Raw genomic sequence first — 17,540 nt, forward strand, 5'->3', positions numbered from 1 at the left:
CTGCTGGACCAAGGTCAAGCTGGCGACAACGTGGGCATCCTGCTGCGCGGCACCAAGCGTGAAGACGTCCAGCGCGGTCAGGTTCTGGCCAAGCCGGGCTCGATCACCCCGCACACGGACTTCACGTCCGAGGTGTACATCCTGTCCAAGGAAGAAGGCGGCCGCCACACCCCGTTCTTCAACGGCTATCGTCCCCAGTTCTACTTCCGCACGACGGACGTGACGGGCACGATCGACCTGCCGGCCGACAAGGAAATGGTTCTGCCGGGCGACAACGTGACGATGACCGTCAAGCTGCTGGCCCCGATCGCCATGGAAGAAGGTCTGCGTTTCGCCATCCGTGAAGGCGGTCGTACCGTCGGCGCCGGCGTCGTCGCCAAGATCCTGAAGTAATCGGATCTACTGAGCAGCACCCAACCAGCGAGGGCGTGATCCCGCCCTCGCATCTCGTTCTTTAGGAAACGCCATGAAAAACCAAAAGATCCGCATCCGCTTGAAAGCCTTCGATTACAAGCTGATCGATCAATCGGCCGCCGAAATCGTCGACACCGCCAAGCGCACGGGCGCTGTCGTCCGCGGTCCGGTGCCGCTGCCCACGCGTATCCGTCGCTATGACGTCCTGCGTTCGCCGCACGTCAACAAGACGTCGCGTGACCAGTTCGAAATCCGTACCCATCAGCGCCTGATGGACATCGTTGATCCCACCGACAAGACCGTTGACGCCCTGATGCGTCTGGACCTGCCGGCCGGCGTCGACGTCGAAATCGCGTTGCAGTAAGACGCTCCGAGCCTGCTACCTTCGCCGGCAGGTTCGTCAAAAATGGCCGCACTCCTTCGGGAATGCGGCCATTTTGTTTTGCGGCTCCTGAGGTCCAAGTGAGCAGGCGCTCACTCTCGTGCAATGTGCGCCCCCAGGCCATGCGCGTACCTGGCCGCAGCTCCGGGCGCGCAAACCGTCGCAAAAATGCCCACCGCGGCATGCCTTGAATCCGCTAAGTGCTTGTGCCGCTTAGAAAAAACATGCTAATATGCGAAGCTTGCCATTTTGTGGCAAGTCTAACTATGGATAAAGCGAAAACCGCCCTGCAGTTCGAGGACGGCGCGCCAAGTCCAGGTTGAACATAGTCGTAGGGCAAAGGCCGTTACCTTTTGCCTGATTAGCCCCGACCAATCGCAGTCGGGAATGGAGAAAACGATGTCGAATTCGACACCCACGCCCGCCGCTCACCGGCTGGGGCTGGTGGGTCGCAAGGTCGGCATGACCCGCATTTTTACCGAGGAAGGTGAATCCATCCCGGTGACCGTGCTGGACGTGTCCAACAACCGCGTGACCCAAGTTAAGTCGCTGGAAACCGACGGCTACGCCGCTATCCAGGTGGCTTATGGCACTCGTCGCGCCTCGCGTGTGGCTCAGCCGCAAACGGGCCACTACGCCAAAGCCGGCGCTGAAGCCGGTAGCATCCTCAAAGAATTCCGCCTTGATCCCGCTCGCGCCGCTGAATTTTCGGCCGGTTCCGTGATCGCCGTGGAATCCGTGTTCGAAGCCGGCCAACAGGTCGACGTCACGGGCACGACGATTGGTAAGGGCTTTGCCGGTACCATCAAGCGTCACAACTTCGGTTCGCAGCGCGCGTCGCACGGTAACTCCCGTTCGCACCGCGTTCCCGGCTCGATTGGTCAAGCTCAGGATCCGGGTCGTATTTTCCCGGGTAAGCGCATGGCTGGTCACCTGGGTGACGTCACCCGCACCGTTCAAAACCTCGACGTCGTTCGCGTTGACGTTGAGCGCGGCCTGCTGCTGGTCAAGGGCGCTGTCCCCGGCCACGCTGGCGCCGACATCGTTGTGCGCCCGGCCATCAAGGCCCCGGCCAAGAAGGGAGCGTAAGTAAATGGATCTCAAGCTCCTGAACGACCAAGGTCAGGCCGCTGCTACGTTCAGCGCGCCCGACACGATCTTCGGCCGTGACTTCAACGAAGCGCTGATTCACCAGATCGTCGTGGCTTTCCAAGCCAACGCGCGCTCCGGCAATCGTGCTCAGAAGGACCGTACGGAAGTCAAGCACTCCACCAAGAAGCCCTGGCGTCAAAAGGGTACCGGCCGCGCTCGCGCCGGTATGACTTCGTCGCCGCTGTGGCGTGGCGGTGGTCGGACTTTCCCGAACTCGCCCGAAGAGAACTTCAGCCAGAAGGTCAACAAGAAGATGTACCGCGCCGGGATCCGTTCGATCCTGTCGCAGCTCGCTCGCGAAGACCGCATCGCCGTCGTTGAATCGTTTGATCTGGAATCGCCCAAGACCAAGGCAGCCGCTGCAAAGCTGAAGAGCCTGGGTCTGGACTCGGTCCTGATCATCACCGACAGCGTCGATGAAAATGTTTACCTCGCCACCCGCAACCTGCCGCACGTTGCCGTTGTCGAGCCCCGTTATGCCGATCCGTTGTCGCTGGTCCACTACAAGAAAGTGCTGATCACCAAGCCGGCCATCGCTCAACTCGAGGAGATGCTGGGATGAACGCTGAACGCTTGATGCAAGTCATTCTGGCTCCGATCGTGACCGAAAAGGCCACGTTCGTCGCTGAGAAGAATCAGCAAGTCGCTTTCCGTGTCGTGGCTGACGCTACCAAGCCGGAAATCAAGGCTGCCGTCGAACTGCTCTTCAAGGTGCAGGTCGAGTCCGTGCAGGTCCTCAACCGTAAGGGCAAAGTCAAGCGCTTTGGCCGATTCGTTGGCCGCCGCCGCAATGAGCGCAAGGCCTACGTCTCGCTCAAGGACGGCCAGGAAATCGACTTTGCGGAGGTGAAGTAAATGGCCCTCGTAAAAGTTAAGCCGACTTCGGCTGGCCGCCGTGGCATGGTGAAGGTTGTCAGCCCGAACCTGCACAAGGGTGAGCCCTACGCGCCGCTGCTCGAAAAGAAGACTCGTGGTTCTGGCCGTAACAACAACGGTCACATCACGATCCGTCATCGTGGCGGTGGTCACAAGCAGCACTACCGTATCGTCGACTTCCGTCGCGATAAGGACGGCATCCCGGCAAAGGTCGAGCGTCTGGAATATGACCCCAACCGTACGGCGCACATCGCTCTGCTGTGCTACGCCGACGGCGAACGTCGTTACATCATCGCTCCCCGTGGCCTGGAAGTCGGTGCGACCGTGCTGTCGGGCACCGATGCTCCGATCCGCGCTGGCAACACGCTGCCGATCCGCAATATCCCGGTCGGTACGACGATCCACTGCGTCGAAATGCTCCCCGGCAAGGGTGCCCAGATGGTCCGCTCGGCCGGCGCTTCCGCCGTCCTGCTGGCTCGCGAAGGCATCTACGCTCAGGTGCGTCTGCGCTCGGGTGAAGTCCGCCGTGTGCACATCGAATGCCGCGCCACCATCGGTGAAGTCGGTAACGAAGAACACAGCCTGCGCCAAATCGGCAAGGCCGGTGCAATGCGTTGGCGCGGTGTCCGCCCGACCGTTCGTGGCGTTGCCATGAACCCGGTGGATCACCCGCACGGTGGCGGTGAAGGCCGTACCGGTGAAGCACGCGAGCCGGTCAGCCCGTGGGGCACTCCGTCGAAGGGTTACAAGACCCGTCGCAACAAGCGGACGAACAATATGATCGTCCAACGGCGCAAGCGCAAGTAAGAGGCGAACACTATGTCACGTTCGATCAAGAAAGGCCCGTTTGTCGATGCTCACCTGATCAAAAAGGTGGACACGGCCGTCGCGGGCAAAGACAAGAAGCCGATCAAGACCTGGTCGCGTCGTTCCACGATCCTGCCCGAGTTCATCGGTCTGACGATCGCTGTGCACAACGGCAAGCAGCATGTTCCCGTGTACATCAACGAGAACATGGTCGGTCACAAGCTGGGCGAGTTCGCGCTGACCCGTACGTTCAAGGGTCACGCCGCGGACAAGAAGGCGAAGAGGTAAGCGATGGAAACTACTGCCATTATCCGTGGGGTTCACATCTCCGCACAGAAGACCCGTTTGGTTGCGGACCTGATCCGTGGCCAGAAGGTCGGCCGTGCCCTGGAAATCCTCACCTTCTCGCCGAAGAAGGCTGCCGTCATCCTGAAGAAGGCTGTCGAGTCCGCCATCGCCAACGCCGAGCACAACGACGGCGCCGACATCGACGAACTGAAAGTCACCACGATTTTTGTGGACAAGGCTCAGTCGATGAAGCGCTTCTCCGCTCGCGCCAAGGGCCGCGGCAACCGTATCGAGAAGCAGACCTGCCACATCACGGTCAAGGTCGGAGCTTAAGGAGTCACGATGGGTCAGAAAATTCACCCCACTGGGTTCCGTCTCGCGGTCACCCGTAATTGGTCCTCGCGTTGGTTCGCCGACGACAAGGCCTTCGGCTCGATGCTGGCCGAAGACATTCGCGTTCGCGAGTACCTGAAGAAGAAGCTCAAGAGCGCCTCCGTTGGTCGCGTGATCATCGAGCGTCCCGCCAAGAATGCCCGCATCACCGTCTACTCGGCTCGTCCGGGCGTGGTGATCGGCAAGCGCGGCGAAGACATCGAAAGCCTGAAGGCTGATCTGCAGCGTCTGATGGGCGTGCCCGTGCACGTCAACATCGAAGAAATCCGCAAGCCGGAAACCGATGCTCAACTGATCGCCGACTCGATCTCGCAACAGCTCGAGAAGCGCATCATGTTCCGCCGCGCCATGAAGCGCGCGATGCAGAACGCCATGCGTCTGGGTGCCCAAGGCATCAAGATCATGAGCTCGGGCCGTCTGAACGGTATCGAAATTGCTCGCACCGAGTGGTATCGCGAAGGCCGTGTGCCGCTGCACACCCTCAAGGCCAACATTGACTACGGCACCTCCGAAGCCCACACCACGTACGGCGTGATCGGCATCAAGGTCTGGGTCTACAAGGGCGACATGCTGGCTAACGGCGAATTGCCGCCGGAAACCGCAGCCCCGCGTGAAGAAGAACGTCGTCCGCGCCGCGCTCCGCGTGGCGATCGTCCGGACGGTGCTCGCACCGGTCGTCCGGGTGGTCGTGGCCGCGCTCCCCGCAAGGCGGATGCTGCTCCGGCGCCTGAAGGAGAATAACCATGCTGCAACCCTCCCGCAGAAAGTATCGCAAAGAGCAGAAGGGCCGCAACACCGGTCTGGCGACCCGTGGTACCCACGTGTCGTTCGGCGAGTTCGGCCTGAAGGCTACCGGCCGTGGCCGTCTGACCGCTCGTCAGATCGAAGCTGCTCGTCGCGCCATCAATCGTCATATCAAGCGTGGCGGCCGTATCTGGATTCGCATTTTCCCGGATAAGCCCATCTCGCAGAAGCCTGCCGAAGTCCGTATGGGTAACGGTAAGGGCAACCCGGAGTACTGGGTTGCTGAAATCCAGCCCGGCAAGGTGCTCTACGAAATGGAAGGGGTTAGCGAAGAGCTCGCGCGTGAAGCTTTCCGCCTGGCCGCTGCCAAGCTGCCGATTTCGACCACGTTCGTCGCGCGTCATATCGGTGCTTAAGGAGTACTAACATGAAAGCTAGCGAACTCCGTTCGAAAGACGCCGCCGAGCTCGGCAAAGAGCTCGAAAGCCTGCTGAAGGCACAATTCGGTCTGCGCATGCAGAAAGCCACGCAGCAACTGGCCAACACCAGCCAGCTGCGCAACGTGCGCCGCGACATCGCTCGCGTCCGCACCTTGCTGACCGAGAAGGCAGGGAAATAAAGATGAGCGAAACTCAAAACACCCAAGTGGCCAAGCGCCAGCGCACGCTGGTTGGCAAGGTCGTCAGCAACAAGATGGACAAGACTGTCGTCGTTCTGGTTGAGCGCCGCGTCAAGCACCCCATCTTCGGCAAGATCATCATGCGTTCCGCGAAGTACAAGGCGCACGATGAATCGAACCAGTACAACGAAGGCGATACGGTTGAAATCGCTGAAGGCCGTCCCATCTCGCGCTCGAAGTCGTGGCGCGTGGTGCGTCTGGTTGAAGCTGCACGTATCATCTAAGTGAAAGCTGCACCTCGGAACGGTTCGCCGTTCTGATATAAAACGGCAAGGGCCAAAACCCTTGCCGTTTTTTTATGTCTCGCATCTGGGAAACCTGAAAGTAAGCATGCTCAGCGTCAGCAAATCAGCCCGGCTTGCCGGTGCGGCCCTGTGCTGGATGGTCATGACCGCCGACGCGGCGATGGCGCAGGAGCTCGCCGCGCCCGTGCAGCCCGACCTGCCGCCGCCGACACCGTCTCCGAAGCCGTCGCCATCCCCGACGGACGCCACGACGCTCGGCCAGCAGCTGCTGAACGCCGGACCGGACCCTCGGGTGGAACTGGACGGCAGATCCCGCGACCATGCTGCCATCTTTGGCACCGATGACCCTGATGAGCGGGCCTTGCTGGATCAGGAACGCGGGCTGCAGGCGCAGCGCGACCAGCTCAAGGTTCTGGAACGCGTGCTGAACGCGCCGCCGCCGGGCGCCGATTCCCATCCGCCCGCGATGATTCCCCTGACTTCCGGGCGTCCCATGAATGTGCCGCAGTTGCTACCCGCGCCTTCCGGTTCGCAACTGGATCAGCAGCGCAGCGAGACCCGACGCAGCGTCGACGACATGCAGCGGCGCGTCGACGGACTGAGACGGGAGGCCGACGCGCTGAGGCAGGGGGGCAAATAGCCTGGGCCTGGGTCAGGACAAGCGCCGGGGTACCGCAAGTAAGTCGTACCGCAAGCGCGCGATCACCTGCGCGCTACGTGCGTCTTGCAAGCTCCCTGAGCCTTCCGGCGACACCGGTCGGAAAGTAGTACACCGACAGCACGAACAGAATCCCAAGCCACAGCAGCCAGCGATCCGGCTCGAACAAGAGCGCCAGCGGCGGGATGCCGGAGACGACCTCGTGCACGGCGTGCAGGCCGTCCTGCAGGTAGCTCTGGGCGAACACGAACAGGGTGGCGCCGACCACCGCGCCGTACATCGTGCCCATCCCGCCAATCACCACCATCAGCAGGATGTTGAGCATGATCTCGAACGACAGCGTCGTATCAGGGCCGTTGTAGCGCAGCCAGAGCGCGTACAACGCGCCCGCCAGCGTCGCGAACGCGGCCGCAAGCAGGTTCGAGAGGCTGCGGTAGAGCACGGTGCGATAGCCGATCGCCTCGGCGCGAAAGGGGTTTTCGCGGATGGCTTGCAGCACGCGGCCAAAGGGCGAGTTCACGATGCGCAGCAGCATCAGGAACAGCACCACGCAGACCGCTGCAATCAGGTAGTAGGTGATGATCCGCCCGTCCACGGTGACGCCGAACAGGGGCTCGGACAACGGGCGAAACGCGGGCCGCAGCATATGCGGGACCTTGAAGTTCAAGCCGTCCTCGCCGCCCGTCAGTTCAGATAGCTGCGATACCAGCGTTTGAAACGCCGCGGCAACCGCCAGGGTGATCATCGCGTAAAAGATGGCGCGCACGCGCAGGCTGGCCAGACCGATCACCAACGCAAAGGCGAGCGACACCGCCAGGCCGGCGGCGGTGCCGGCAAGCACCGCGGTCCATCCCGGTTCCATGCGTATGCTGGCGATCGCCACGCCATACGCGCCGATGCCGAAGAACATGGTGTGCGCGAAGCTGACGATGCCGGTGTAACCCAATAACAGGTCGTAGCTCGCAACCAGGACGATGAAGACCAGGACCTTCGCCGCGACCGCCAGCGCCTTGGGACCGGGGAACAGGAAGGGCGCTGCGGCCAGCGCGGCCACGATTGCAACAAGCAGCAGCGCCAGGATCGCGCTGCGCGGAGGATCGCCGGAAAGCAGACGAAACGACATGTCGGCGGCTCCTAGCGGTTGGTGACGGGATACACGCCTTGCGGCCGCCACAACAAAATGGCGACCATCAGCGCGATGTTCGAGAACAGGGCGGCCTTGGGCATCAGAAAGCCCGTGTAGTTGGCCATCAACCCGACCAGCAACGCGCCGATCAGGCAACCCACGGTGGAACCCAGGCCGCCGATCATGATGACGATGAAGATCAGCACGTTCACCTGTGCGCCCAGCTGCGGCACGATCGACTGCTGATACATCCCCCACAGCACGCCGCCCAGGCCGGCCAGCATCGAGCCGGCGACGAACACGCCGACAAACAGATGCCGGATCCGGTAACCCAGGCTTTCGACCATTTCGCGGTCCTCGACGCCGGCGCGGATCAGCAGGCCAAGCTTGGTGCGGTTAAGCACCCACAGCATGCCGCCCAGCACGATGAGGCCCACCGCCAGCGCGACGACGCGGTATTTCTCGATGGCGGCGTCGCCCAGCAGGAATGCGCCGCGCAACGATTCCGGCAGGGGCAGCGTGATCGCCTGCGGTCCCCACATCATCTTGATGATCTCTTCGCCGATGATCATGCCGCCCATGGTGATGAGGATCTGCTTGAGGTGCTGACCGTAAACCGGGCGCACGATCACGCGCTCGAAGGCAAAGCCGACCGCGCCCGCCACCAGCATGCCCACGATCATGGCCGGCAGCACCGCGGCCAGATTGGTCCACAGGCTGCCCGACTGCGTCCAATCCGCCATGGAACCGAGCACGGTGGCCGCCATGTAGGCGCCGATCGCGATGAAAAGGCCATGCCCGAAGTTCAGCACGTCCATCAGCCCGAAGACGAGCGTCATGCCCGACGCCACGATGAAGATGATCATGCCCATTGCCAGGCCGGCGAAGGTGAGCGTCACCCAGGTGGAAAACGAACCGACCAGCGGCAGCGCGATCGCGGCCAGCGCCAGCACCAGCAGCACGGGCATGAGATCCGCGCGCGCGCGGGGCAGGGGAGCTTCGATGTCCAGCGTGCTCATTGATGGCTTCCCAATGACAGGCCCAAGAGGCGCGTCTGCAGCGCCTCGTCGTCGGCCAACTCGGCCATCGTGCCCGCGTGCACGACCTGGCCGTTGTCCATGATCGCCGCGAAGTCGCCAACGCGGCGGGCGAAGTTGAAGTTCTGTTCGACCAGCAGGATGGTGGTGCTGGACTGCTTGAGTTCGATGCACGCGTCGATCATGTTCTGGATGATGGCGGGCGCCAGGCCCTTGCTGGGTTCGTCGACCAGCAGCAGGCGCCGGGGTTCGATGATCGCGCGCGCCATTGCCAGCATCTGCTTTTGTCCGCCCGACAGCTTGCCGGCCGGATGCAGCCAGAACTTCTTCAGCGCGGGAAAGAACCCGAAGATCCATTCCAGCCGCGCGGTGTCCAGTTGCGCGGCATTCCTGGCCATGCGCGCGGCCAGAAGGACGTTCTCCTTCACGGACAGGTCGCCGAAAATGCCCATGTTTTCGGGCACGTACGCCATGCCCATGCGGGCCATGTCGGGCGGAGAGGTGCGCGTGCCAGGACCGCCGATTGGTGTGCCGTCCAGGCAGACCTGGCCCTGCGTCGCGCGCCACAGTCCCATGATGGTGCGCAGCGTCGTTGTCTTGCCCGCTCCATTGCGCCCGAGCAGCATTGTCACGGCAGACGCCGGCACCGACAGGTTTACGCCGTGCAGGATGTGATACGCGCCGATGTGCGTATGGACGTCCTTCAGTTCCAGAAGCGGCTGCACGGTCATGATGCCTCCGGCGCGCTGATGCCGAGGTAGGCCTGCTGCACGATCGGCGATGCGATCACGGTGGCCGGGTCGCCATCGGCCATCAGCCGGCCGTTGTGCAGCACGACGATCCGGTCGGCCAGTTCGCGCACGACGTCCATCTTGTGTTCGACGAGCAGGATCGTCTTGGACGCGTCAGCCTTCAGTTCGCGGATGAGGTCCAGCACGATGGGCACATCATCCACGCTCATGCCGGCGGTGGGTTCGTCGAACATGAACACCGCCGGTTCCAGTGCGATGAGCATGGCGATTTCAAGCTTGCGCTGATCGCCATGCGGCAGGTCGGCGGCGGGCTGGTCGCGGCGCGCCGCGAGCCGCGTTCGCTCGAGCAGCGCGTCGGCGCGATCCATGAGGCCGCGATCGTCGCGCCACGTGCGCCAGAACCGGATGTGGCGCCACCCCATGCCCTGCTGCCGCGACTGCTGCGCCAGCCGCACGTTCTCGTGAACGCTCAGCCGGGGGAAGAGCTGTGTGAGCTGAAACGCGCGTCCCAGCCCCGCGTGCATGCGCGCCGGGGCCGACAGCGTGGTCAGGTCTCGTCCGTTCAATGCTACGGTTCCGGCGCTGGCGCGTAGCTGGCCCGAGATCAGGTTGAAGTACGTCGTCTTGCCAGCGCCGTTCGGGCCGACGATGGCGGTCAAGGTTCCGGGCGCGTAGGCGCAGCTGACATCGTTGACCGCCACGTGGCCGCCGAACCGCACCGTTAGCGATTGGGTCTCAAGCATGAGTGCGGGGCATCAGCGCTTGTTCTGGATGGGAACGGCCATCTGGTCCGGCGTGATTTCCTTGACCAGGTCCTGTACCGCCCACGGCACCGACGGGTCGTTCTTGATCCGGAAGTGGTACATCGACTGCATGGCCTGATGGTCCTCCGGCCGGAAGGTCATCTTGCCCTTGGGCGTGTCAAAGCTCATGCCCTCCATCGCCTTGATCAGCGTGTCGGTGTCCGACTTGCCGCCTGTCTTGTTCAAGGCGGCGACGATGGCGATGCCCGATGCCATGCCGCCGGCCGTGAAGAAGTCGGGCGGCTGGCCGAATCGTTTCTGGTGCTCGGCCACTAGCCAGTCGTTGACCGGGTTCTTGGGGATGCCGTAGTAGTAATAGGTGGCGCCTTCCATGCCCGCCAGCGACTTGAGCGGCGTCATGGCTGTCAGCGTGTTGCCGCCCGTCGCGATCTCGATGCCGTAACGCTTGGGATCCAGATCGGCGATCTTGAACGGGTTGCCGGCGCCGGCCCACAGGATGAAGATGATCTTGCGGCCGGGCTTGTCCTTGAGCGCATCGAACAGCCGCTGCGCGCCTGCGGTGAAGTCCGTCGCGTTGGCGGGCAGGTATTCCTCGTGCACGATCTTGGCATTCTTGAGCGCGCCCTTGAATGCCTTCACACCGTCGCGGCCAAAGGCGTAGTCCTGCGCCAGCATCGCGATCGACGTGCCTTCCTGGTCGAATGCCACGGCGTTCGCGATGGCGTCCTGCGAGGAATTGCGGCCGGTGCGGAAGATGTACCTGTTCCATTTTTCGCCGGTGATCGAGTCCGCCACCGCCGGCTCCACGAGCAGGATCTTTTCGTATTCCTCGGCGATGGGCAGCATGGCCAGCGCCACGCCTGACGACGTGGGACCCACGGCGATGTCGGCGTTGTCGTCGGCATAGGCGGACGCCAGCTGCGCGCGGGCGACGTCGGGCTTGCCCTGGTTGTCCTTCTCGATGACGCGGATCTTGCGCCCGGCCACCGTCATGGTGCCCTGCGTGGCGTACTCGAGTCCCAGCATCAGCCCGTTCTGCGTCTGCTTGGCGTAGGCCTCCAGCGGGCCGGTCTTGTCATAGACATGCGCGACAACGAAGTCCTTTGCCGCTAGCGCGGAACTCATGCACAGGCTGGCCATTGCGGCGAGCAAAATGCGTTTCATGGAAGTCTCCTGGTATCAGTGGGCGCGCGTGGCCGTGTCGTCCGGTGCGGCAAGGAATTGGCGGATGGGGTCTATCTGGGATGCCACATTCAGGGCGGGGGCGTGACCGCAGCCGGGAAAGTCGATGCGGTGCGCGCGGGGACCGCGCTGCGTCATGGCGTGCGCGACCTCCGGCAGCAGCAGGTCCGAATCGGCGCCGCGCAGCAGCAGGGTCGGCATGCGCAGCGTGTCGTATCCCGCCCACCGGTCGTAGTCATGGGGATGATGGCTGAATTGGCCGACGATGGCCGGGTCGTAGTGGGCGGTGACCTTGCCATCGGGCAGACGGCGCACGGAGGTCTCGGTCATGCGGCGCCATTGTTCGTCGCTCTGCCAGCCGTAGGGCTTGTAGGCGGCGCGCAGCCAGGCTTCCAGTTCCGTCACCGTGTCGAAGGCGGGCGGGTTGCCGGCATACGCCAGGATGCGCTCGATGGCTGGCTGTGGCAGTTCCGGTCCGATGTCGTTGACGACCAGGTGCGAAATGCGATCGCGCAATGTGGTTGCTGCGGCGTGCATGCCCGTGGCGCCGCCCATGGAGGTTCCCACCCAGCGCACACGCGTGAGCGACAGACCGTCCACCAATGCGCGCGCCAGCGTGGCGTAGAAGTCGAGCCGGTATTCGGCCACCGGATCGGGACTCCATTGCGACAGGCCTCGGCCGATCGCATCGGGACAGATGACGCGGTAGTCGCCGGCAAGGGCCCGCGCCAGTTCGTCGAAGTCGCGGCCCGTGCGGGCCAGGCCGTGCCACATGATGATGGGGGGCGCTTCGGCATGGCCCCATTCGGTGTAGTGCAGCTCGCGCCCCGCGCAGCGCAGATAGCGCGACGCCGGCGTGGGGGGCGCGCCCGCCGTCCCTGCCTCGTCCATGGGTCTCCTCCCGGGTTGGCCAGGTTGTGTGCTTATCGGGCTGAATATAGACTTGCGACACGCGCGCCCACAATGCGCCGTCCACCCCACAGCAGGGTGAGTCAACAATATGTAGACGCAAGATCAAATTGCGCGCCCGTGCACCAGGAGACGTGCCATGCCAGATACGGAATTCGCCATTTCGGCCAGCGCCGGCGCCGACCGGCGCGATCAGTGGCGCGCCGCGCTGGCCGATGCCTTCGGGCCGTTCGAGGTGCACGGCGGCAAAGCCGGTCAGTTTGCGGGCCACGTCCGCTACGCGCGCCGCGCCAGCCTGCAATTCAACGACCTGCATTACCAGGGCCAGCGGTTGGAACGCACCGCGGGCAATGTGTCGCGGCTGAACCAGGAGTTCTACACGTTTGGCCTGCCGCTGGCCGGTCCGCTGGCGGTGCGTCAGCAGGGCCGGGAATTCCAGGTGGAACCGGGTTGCGTATACCTGATGAACCAGAGCCTGCCCTACCAGGCCACCGCCAACGGCGCGACGGGCTATCGAAGCCTGAGCGTCTCGTTTCCCCGTAGCGCCTTGTCGCAGCGGGATTCGCGCATCGGCGCCTTCTACAAGCTGCGCACCGACGACGGATCGCCGCGCGGTGCGCTCCTGGCCGGCTACATGGATCACCTGTTCAAGGGCATGGAAGGCTGGTCCGATACCGAAGCGGCCGAACTGGGCGAGCGGTTGATCGATCTCATCGTGCTCTTTCTGGTGCAGCCCGGACACGGGCAGGTGTCGGAGGCGGACAGCAGCGTCACGGTGGCGCATCGCGCGCGCGTGCTGGCTTACATCCGCCAGCACCTCGCCGATCCGGATCTGTCGCCCTCGCGGGTGGCGCAGGGCTGCGGCGTTTCCGTCGCCTATCTGCACCGCATCCTGCGCGCGGGTGGACTGTCCGTGGAGTCATTCATCTTCGAGCAGCGGCTGGACCGATGCCGCGAACTGCTCCTGGACGCGCGGCATCGTCATCGCGGCATCGCCGAGCTGGCGTATCAGGTGGGATTTTCCCACCCTTCGCATTTCAGCCGGCTGTTCAAGCAGCGCTTTGGCGTGACGCCCCGGGATCTGCGGGCAGGCGGCCGTGCCACCCAGGATTGAGCACGAATCGCCAATGCACAACGGCCCGCTGGATCAGCGGGCCGTTGGCCTTTCAGGGCAGGTGAAACCCGCTTAGAACGGCGAAGGCTGGTTGGACAGGTTGACGATGCTGTTGGTGGTCAGGTCCAGGCGGATGTGCTCGGACGGGGAGCCGTTTGCCAGCTTCAGCATGATCGCCATCAACGGCTTGAAGCGCGCCTTGAACAGATCGGCCGGCGTGTTGGCGTTGCTGACGTTGTTGCCGTTCATCTGCACGGCGGCGTTGGTCTGGTCAAGCGCCTGGGCCAGCAGTTTGTACTGGCTGGCGCGCTGCGCCGGAATGTCCGTGAACGCCAGATCGCCCGCATTGGCAAGGCGCACGAAGTCGCCTGCCATTTCCAGCGCCGTCCACTGCGCGAAGTCCGACAGCTGCATGCCGTTGGCCTGGGCCAGGGCTTGTGCGCGCGTCTGGGCGTTGGCCGCATCCGTGGCATAGGCCGCATTGCTCGCGCCACTGCCGCCGCCATCAGACAGGCACGCGAAGAACGCGGGCGTCAGGTTGTTCTGGTTGCCGGTGTTTGCCAGTTCCTTCAGTGTCACCGTCGTCTGCAACTGGGACAACGCCAGCAGGTCTGCGCCGGTCAACGGGCTCTTGACCAGTTCGCGCATTTCGCAGCGCCAGTCGTCGTTGAGCAGACGCAGGCGCACCAGCTCGCTCATGTAGCGATACGTGAAGTCGCCGTAGTCCTTGGCGTCCAGGATCGACACGTCCCATCGCGGCGGCACGGTGTAGGCGTTTTCGGCGCGGTAGAGGTCGAACAGTTCATCAAAGCGCGGCACCTCATCCAGACGGATGGTCTGCACTTCGATCTCGTCGGCGCTTTGCAGCGTCATGAGTTTGTACGCGGGCACGTAGGCCGCCATGGAGGGCGCCTGGATGTTGAAGAGCGCGTGTTCGCCGCCGTAGTTGCGCAAGGCCATGTCATTGAAGTGCATGTGGCCGCCCACGTGCACCTTCAAGCCGGTCTCGGCCAGCGCGCGGGTGGTGTTCTCCGCGGGGCGGCGGATCATCTGCATCTTGTTGGCGCCCAGCAGCGCCTCGATGTCGTCGGAGGCGCCATTGAAGAACTCGGACATCGGGAAGTGGCTGAAGGCGATGACCTGCTTGCCCTGCGCCTTGCCGCGCGCGACCACGTCGGCCAGCCACTTGATGACGTGGGTCTTGTGGGTCAGCATCTTGTTGTAGCCCTGGTCGCCCGAACCGGTGAAGTCGTTTGCGCCGGGGCCCGTGGGCACATAGACGTTGGCGTCCAGGCCCACCAGCCACACGCCCTTGACGGGTTCGACCACGTAGGACGTGTCGGGCACCATCTTGCACAGCGTGTAGTTCTGCGGCTTGTTCGGGCCGCCCGTGCCTTCGGCACAGATCTCGTACTGGCGGTTGATCCAGTTGGCTTGCGCCGCCGCGGTCGCGTAGTCGTAGTCTTCGTACTTGTAGGTGCTGTAAGGCGTCTCGTAGTACACGTTCTGCGGCTGGGGCATGAAGCCGTGCTGCTCGAGCGCGGCCGTGATGCCCGAGTAGCCCATGTGCAGCACTTCCTCGGTGCAGTACGTATTGCCGATCCGCGTCCAGTCGCCGCTGTAGGCCGTGTTGCACACATTGGCGCCGCGGCTGTAGATCGGTTGCGAGAAACCGATCGCGCCCGTCACGGGATCCAGGCCAAGATAGTCGCTCTTGCCGGCCGGCTGGTTGAAGGGGCGGTTGGGATCGTGGTTGCCTGGTGCGGCGAAGAACTGGATGCCGTGCTTCTTCGAATAGTCATCCATGATCTTGACCAGGCCGCGCATGTGCACAGGCTGGCCGTCGTCCGAGAAGTCGCCCGGCAGCGCGATGTACTTCACGCCGCGCTTTGCGGCATCGTCCAGCGCGGCCAGGAACGCAAAGTAGTTCTCGTTGAACAGACGCGTGGACGTCAGTTGCGCGTACATCGTGCGGATGGTCGCGTTGTCGCCGGCCTTCGGGTTTGGAATGCCGGGGAACGAGCCATCCTTGAAGTCCGCGTAGACGTCATGGAAGTGGATGTCGGGCATGAATGCAACCTGCACGGGGGCGGGCGGCTGCGCGGGCGTTTCGGTCGGGGGCGGCGTCTCCGCAACGGGCGGCATCGTGTTGTCGTCGTCCTTGTCGCCGCCGCATGCGGCGAGTAGGGCAACGAGCAGCAGCGAGGCTGCGGTGCGGACGGGGCGGTAAGGGCGAAGCGTCATCGGGCTTGGATATCCTGGATAGTTCGGTGCGGCGGCGTTCGGGCAGGGGTGTTGGTCATGCCGGGCCGGCAGCCGCAGGTCAGCTGCCTGGGTCGGTTTTTTGGGTCAGCGACTTGTAAGCGGGCCCAATGCTCACTGACCCGCATGACAACGTCATGAATGCCGAACCGGTCCGCGTCACGCGACAGGCAAAAGAAAGCCCCGCACATCAGGTGCGGGGCTTTGCGATGCGGCAGTCGCAGGATCAGACGTGCGTGATGAACTTCGTGACCAGGTAGCCTTCGAAGGTTTCCGTGCCGCCTTCGCTGCCGATGCCGCTGTCCTTGATGCCGCCGAAGGGCGTCTCGGCCAGGGCGCTGCCGAAGTGGTTGATGTTGACCATGCCGGCTTCCAGGCCGTTGGAGACCTTGGTCGCGGTCTTCAGCGAGTTCGTGAACACATACGAAGACAGGCCGAACGGCAGGCTGTTGGCGCGGCGCAGCACCTCATCGGTGTCGCTGAAACGAACCACGGGTGCGACCGGACCGAAGGGCTCCTCGGTCATCAGCATGGCGTTGTCGGGCAGGTCCGTGACCACGGTGGGCGCAAAGAAGAAACCCTTGCGATCCAGCGGACCGCCGCCGACCACCACCTTCGCGCCGTGCTTCTTGGCGTCGTCGATGAAGGCGCTCATGGCGGGCACGCGGCGCTCATGGGCGAGCGGCCCCATCTCGGTGCCGGCTTCCAGGCCGTCGCCCACCTTGATGTTCTTGAGCACTTCCGAGAACCGTGCAAGGAACTGCTCGTACGCACCGTCCTGCACATAGAAGCGGGTGGGCGACACGCAGACCTGGCCGGCGTTGCGCACCTTGAACTTGGCCAGCATCTCGGCCGCGCGGTCGATGTCCGCGTCGTCGAACACGAGCACGGGCGAATGGCCGCCCAGTTCCATGGTGACGCGTTTCATGTGCGCGCCGGCCAGCGCCGCAAGCTGCTTGCCTACCGGCACGGAGCCAGTGAACGACACCTTGCGCACGATCGGCGAACGGATCAGGTAGTCCGAGATCATGGCGGGCTCGCCCCAGACGATGTTCAGGCAGCCCTTGGGCAGACCGGCGTCGTGGAACATGCGCGCAATGGCCATGACCGCGCTGGGCGAATCCTCGGGCCCCTTGAGCACGACCGTGCAGCCGGCGCCGATGGCGGCGGCGATCTTGCGGATGGCCTGGTTGTACGGGAAGTTCCAGGGCGTGAAGGCGGCGCAGACGCCGATGGGCTCGCGCACCACGATCTGGCGGACGTCGGGATTGCGCGGCTGGATAACGCGGCCGTAGATGCGCCGGCATTCCTCGGCGTGCCAATCGGCGTGTTCGGCGCAGGAGGTGACTTCGCCCACGGCTTCGGCCAGCGGCTTGCCCTGATCCAGCGTCATGTTGCGGCCGATCTCCTGGGCGCGCTCTCGCGACAGCGTGGCGACCTTGCGCAGGATCGCCGAGCGGTCCATGGGCGAGGATTTCTTCCACGATTCGAAAGCGCGCTGGGCGGCGGCAAGGGCGCGATCCAGATCCGCTTGCGTGGCGTGGGGCAGCTGACCGAGCACCTCGAGCGTGGCCGGGTTGATGACGTCCTGGGTGCGCCTGCCCTCGCCGGCGACGAATTCGCCGTCGATATACAGCGCCAACTGTTCATACATGCCTGTCGTTCCTTGCGAAATAGGAATGGGTAGCGGAAAGGAGCAGCGGCTGCTGCTGCCCACGGCAGTCTAAACCAGCTTGTCCCGGTCAAACGGAGCCAA

Annotated in this window: 22 protein-coding genes; 14 read left to right on the top strand and 8 right to left on the bottom strand. The window is 63.7% G+C overall.

What is annotated here, in order from left to right:
- From KVT32_RS13460 to KVT32_RS13520, 13 genes are all read left to right on the top strand, one after another.
- On the top strand, positions 1–393 hold a 393-nt coding region (locus tag KVT32_RS13460; protein ID WP_217618370.1), incomplete at its 5' end, for an elongation factor Tu.
- A gap of 73 nt (positions 394–466) precedes the next feature.
- Positions 467–778, top strand: a complete 312-nt coding sequence (gene rpsJ, locus KVT32_RS13465; RefSeq protein ID WP_003806903.1) for a 30S ribosomal protein S10 — start codon at positions 467–469, stop codon at positions 776–778.
- Between the two features lie 417 nt (positions 779–1,195).
- Positions 1,196–1,885, top strand: coding sequence for a 50S ribosomal protein L3 (rplC, locus tag KVT32_RS13470; RefSeq protein ID WP_056327035.1), 690 nt, complete (start codon positions 1,196–1,198; stop codon positions 1,883–1,885).
- Positions 1,886–1,889: 4 nt separating this feature from the next.
- Entirely contained in the window at positions 1,890–2,510 is a 621-nt protein-coding gene (rplD, locus tag KVT32_RS13475; protein ID WP_008168948.1) for a 50S ribosomal protein L4, read from the top strand.
- Entirely contained in the window at positions 2,507–2,803 is a 297-nt protein-coding gene (rplW, locus tag KVT32_RS13480) for a 50S ribosomal protein L23 (protein WP_006216557.1), read from the top strand. The genes rplD and rplW overlap by 4 nt, the downstream gene beginning before the upstream one ends.
- Complete coding sequence (gene rplB, locus KVT32_RS13485) at positions 2,804–3,631, top strand: 50S ribosomal protein L2 (protein WP_056327037.1); 828 nt, start codon at positions 2,804–2,806, stop codon at positions 3,629–3,631.
- A gap of 12 nt (positions 3,632–3,643) precedes the next feature.
- Complete coding sequence (gene rpsS, locus KVT32_RS13490; protein WP_006216555.1) at positions 3,644–3,919, top strand: 30S ribosomal protein S19; 276 nt, start codon at positions 3,644–3,646, stop codon at positions 3,917–3,919.
- A gap of 3 nt (positions 3,920–3,922) precedes the next feature.
- A complete protein-coding gene (gene rplV / locus KVT32_RS13495) occupies positions 3,923–4,252 on the top strand; it encodes a 50S ribosomal protein L22 (RefSeq protein WP_006227021.1) in 330 nt (109 codons plus the stop codon).
- Positions 4,253–4,261: 9 nt separating this feature from the next.
- Entirely contained in the window at positions 4,262–5,053 is a 792-nt protein-coding gene (gene rpsC / locus KVT32_RS13500) for a 30S ribosomal protein S3 (RefSeq protein ID WP_008168950.1), read from the top strand.
- Positions 5,054–5,055: 2 nt separating this feature from the next.
- Positions 5,056–5,472 carry a 50S ribosomal protein L16 gene (rplP, locus tag KVT32_RS13505; RefSeq protein ID WP_006389610.1) on the top strand — a complete coding sequence of 139 codons (417 nt, stop codon included), beginning with the start codon at positions 5,056–5,058 and terminating at the stop codon, positions 5,470–5,472.
- A gap of 11 nt (positions 5,473–5,483) precedes the next feature.
- Positions 5,484–5,675 carry a 50S ribosomal protein L29 gene (gene rpmC, locus KVT32_RS13510; protein WP_003806912.1) on the top strand — a complete coding sequence of 64 codons (192 nt, stop codon included), beginning with the start codon at positions 5,484–5,486 and terminating at the stop codon, positions 5,673–5,675.
- 2 nt (positions 5,676–5,677) lie between these two features.
- On the top strand, positions 5,678–5,959 hold the full coding sequence (gene rpsQ / locus KVT32_RS13515; protein WP_006216549.1) for a 30S ribosomal protein S17: 282 nt from the start codon (positions 5,678–5,680) through the stop codon (positions 5,957–5,959).
- 106 nt (positions 5,960–6,065) lie between these two features.
- The gene (locus KVT32_RS13520; protein WP_227741324.1) at positions 6,066–6,620 is read left to right on the top strand and encodes a hypothetical protein; all 555 of its coding nucleotides are present in this window, start codon (positions 6,066–6,068) and stop codon (positions 6,618–6,620) included.
- A 73-nt stretch (positions 6,621–6,693) separates the two neighbouring features.
- Here KVT32_RS13520 and KVT32_RS13525 read toward each other — a convergent pair whose 3' ends face one another.
- Genes KVT32_RS13525 through KVT32_RS13550 form a run of 6 tightly spaced genes read right to left on the bottom strand, consistent with a single transcriptional unit; the run spans position 6,694 to position 12,390 of the window.
- Positions 6,694–7,761: a branched-chain amino acid ABC transporter permease gene (locus KVT32_RS13525; protein WP_152383010.1), complete on the bottom strand. Its 1,068-nt coding sequence runs from the start codon at positions 7,759–7,761 to the stop codon at positions 6,694–6,696.
- Between the two features lie 11 nt (positions 7,762–7,772).
- Positions 7,773–8,783: a branched-chain amino acid ABC transporter permease gene (locus tag KVT32_RS13530; protein WP_152383009.1), complete on the bottom strand. Its 1,011-nt coding sequence runs from the start codon at positions 8,781–8,783 to the stop codon at positions 7,773–7,775.
- Positions 8,780–9,532 carry an ABC transporter ATP-binding protein gene (locus KVT32_RS13535; protein ID WP_152383008.1) on the bottom strand — a complete coding sequence of 251 codons (753 nt, stop codon included), beginning with the start codon at positions 9,530–9,532 and terminating at the stop codon, positions 8,780–8,782. Before KVT32_RS13535 ends, KVT32_RS13530 begins: the two co-directional genes overlap by 4 nt.
- A complete protein-coding gene (locus KVT32_RS13540; RefSeq protein ID WP_152383007.1) occupies positions 9,529–10,296 on the bottom strand; it encodes an ABC transporter ATP-binding protein in 768 nt (255 codons plus the stop codon). The genes KVT32_RS13535 and KVT32_RS13540 overlap by 4 nt, the downstream gene beginning before the upstream one ends.
- A gap of 12 nt (positions 10,297–10,308) precedes the next feature.
- On the bottom strand, positions 10,309–11,481 hold the full coding sequence (locus KVT32_RS13545; RefSeq protein ID WP_152383006.1) for a substrate-binding domain-containing protein: 1,173 nt from the start codon (positions 11,479–11,481) through the stop codon (positions 10,309–10,311).
- Positions 11,482–11,496: 15 nt separating this feature from the next.
- Positions 11,497–12,390, bottom strand: a complete 894-nt coding sequence (locus KVT32_RS13550; protein WP_152383005.1) for an alpha/beta fold hydrolase — start codon at positions 12,388–12,390, stop codon at positions 11,497–11,499.
- 157 nt (positions 12,391–12,547) lie between these two features.
- Here KVT32_RS13550 and KVT32_RS13555 point away from each other — a divergent pair, with 157 nt between their 5' ends.
- Positions 12,548–13,522: a helix-turn-helix domain-containing protein gene (locus tag KVT32_RS13555; protein ID WP_152383004.1), complete on the top strand. Its 975-nt coding sequence runs from the start codon at positions 12,548–12,550 to the stop codon at positions 13,520–13,522.
- A 72-nt stretch (positions 13,523–13,594) separates the two neighbouring features.
- On the opposite strand, the gene KVT32_RS13560 is transcribed toward KVT32_RS13555, so the two are convergent.
- Positions 13,595–15,766 carry a metallophosphoesterase gene (locus KVT32_RS13560; RefSeq protein ID WP_217618371.1) on the bottom strand — a complete coding sequence of 724 codons (2,172 nt, stop codon included), beginning with the start codon at positions 15,764–15,766 and terminating at the stop codon, positions 13,595–13,597.
- Between the two features lie 244 nt (positions 15,767–16,010).
- Complete coding sequence (locus tag KVT32_RS13565; RefSeq protein ID WP_056327056.1) at positions 16,011–17,438, bottom strand: NAD-dependent succinate-semialdehyde dehydrogenase; 1,428 nt, start codon at positions 17,436–17,438, stop codon at positions 16,011–16,013.
- Between the last annotated feature and the right edge of the window lie 102 nt (positions 17,439–17,540).

Origin of the sequence: Achromobacter sp. GbtcB20 (assembly GCF_019091095.1) — a bacterium.
In the GTDB taxonomy this organism is placed as follows: domain Bacteria; phylum Pseudomonadota; class Gammaproteobacteria; order Burkholderiales; family Burkholderiaceae_B; genus Achromobacter; species Achromobacter mucicolens.

Coding starts and splice junctions, on each gene's coding strand:
- rpsJ (WP_003806903.1), top strand. CDS start 467: ATGAAAAACCAAAAGATCCGCATCCGCTTGAAAGCCTTCGATTACAAG.
- rplC (WP_056327035.1), top strand. CDS start 1,196: ATGTCGAATTCGACACCCACGCCCGCCGCTCACCGGCTGGGGCTGGTG.
- rplD (WP_008168948.1), top strand. CDS start 1,890: ATGGATCTCAAGCTCCTGAACGACCAAGGTCAGGCCGCTGCTACGTTC.
- rplW (WP_006216557.1), top strand. CDS start 2,507: ATGAACGCTGAACGCTTGATGCAAGTCATTCTGGCTCCGATCGTGACC.
- rplB (WP_056327037.1), top strand. CDS start 2,804: ATGGCCCTCGTAAAAGTTAAGCCGACTTCGGCTGGCCGCCGTGGCATG.
- rpsS (WP_006216555.1), top strand. CDS start 3,644: ATGTCACGTTCGATCAAGAAAGGCCCGTTTGTCGATGCTCACCTGATC.
- rplV (WP_006227021.1), top strand. CDS start 3,923: ATGGAAACTACTGCCATTATCCGTGGGGTTCACATCTCCGCACAGAAG.
- rpsC (WP_008168950.1), top strand. CDS start 4,262: ATGGGTCAGAAAATTCACCCCACTGGGTTCCGTCTCGCGGTCACCCGT.
- rplP (WP_006389610.1), top strand. CDS start 5,056: ATGCTGCAACCCTCCCGCAGAAAGTATCGCAAAGAGCAGAAGGGCCGC.
- rpmC (WP_003806912.1), top strand. CDS start 5,484: ATGAAAGCTAGCGAACTCCGTTCGAAAGACGCCGCCGAGCTCGGCAAA.
- rpsQ (WP_006216549.1), top strand. CDS start 5,678: ATGAGCGAAACTCAAAACACCCAAGTGGCCAAGCGCCAGCGCACGCTG.
- KVT32_RS13520 (WP_227741324.1), top strand. CDS start 6,066: ATGCTCAGCGTCAGCAAATCAGCCCGGCTTGCCGGTGCGGCCCTGTGC.
- KVT32_RS13525 (WP_152383010.1), bottom strand. CDS start 7,761: ATGTCGTTTCGTCTGCTTTCCGGCGATCCTCCGCGCAGCGCGATCCTG.
- KVT32_RS13530 (WP_152383009.1), bottom strand. CDS start 8,783: ATGAGCACGCTGGACATCGAAGCTCCCCTGCCCCGCGCGCGCGCGGAT.
- KVT32_RS13535 (WP_152383008.1), bottom strand. CDS start 9,532: ATGACCGTGCAGCCGCTTCTGGAACTGAAGGACGTCCATACGCACATC.
- KVT32_RS13540 (WP_152383007.1), bottom strand. CDS start 10,296: ATGCTTGAGACCCAATCGCTAACGGTGCGGTTCGGCGGCCACGTGGCG.
- KVT32_RS13545 (WP_152383006.1), bottom strand. CDS start 11,481: ATGAAACGCATTTTGCTCGCCGCAATGGCCAGCCTGTGCATGAGTTCC.
- KVT32_RS13550 (WP_152383005.1), bottom strand. CDS start 12,390: ATGGACGAGGCAGGGACGGCGGGCGCGCCCCCCACGCCGGCGTCGCGC.
- KVT32_RS13555 (WP_152383004.1), top strand. CDS start 12,548: ATGCCAGATACGGAATTCGCCATTTCGGCCAGCGCCGGCGCCGACCGG.
- KVT32_RS13560 (WP_217618371.1), bottom strand. CDS start 15,766: ATGACGCTTCGCCCTTACCGCCCCGTCCGCACCGCAGCCTCGCTGCTG.
- KVT32_RS13565 (WP_056327056.1), bottom strand. CDS start 17,438: ATGTATGAACAGTTGGCGCTGTATATCGACGGCGAATTCGTCGCCGGC.